General features: G+C 65.5%; 1 protein-coding gene. It reads right to left on the bottom strand.

Annotated features, from left to right (window positions below; genetic code table 11):
* Positions 1-296, bottom strand: a 296-nt coding sequence (locus tag P0G09_RS19320) for an enolase C-terminal domain-like protein (protein WP_275253481.1), incomplete at both ends; no start/stop codon positions are given.

The raw sequence follows: 296 nt of genomic DNA, 5'->3' as shown, positions 1-296 counted from the left end.
TCATCAGCTTGATGTTCACAAGGTCGGCCGCGCCGGTCTGCATGATCCGCAGGGCATCTGCCGGGCTGAACACGCTCTCGTCGGCCAGCACGGGCACATCGGCATGGCGGGTTACATACTGCATCCCCTCAAGGTCTGCGGCGGGCACGGGCTGCTCCACGAACTCAATGTCCAGCCCCTTCTCCTGCATCTGGTTCAGGTTGCGGACCGCCTGCTTGGCGTTCCAGGCCTGATTGGCATCGATGCGGAGCTTGATGTCCCGGCCCACGGCCTGCCGCACCGCGGCAAGGCGGGCC

Origin of the sequence: Faecalibacterium sp. DFI.5.82 (genome assembly GCF_029076575.1) — a bacterium.
In the GTDB taxonomy this organism is placed as follows: domain Bacteria; phylum Bacillota; class Clostridia; order Oscillospirales; family Ruminococcaceae; genus Faecalibacterium; species Faecalibacterium duncaniae.
The sequence above is the reverse complement of the archived record's forward strand: the minus strand, read 5'-3'. Positions and strand labels throughout refer to the sequence as shown.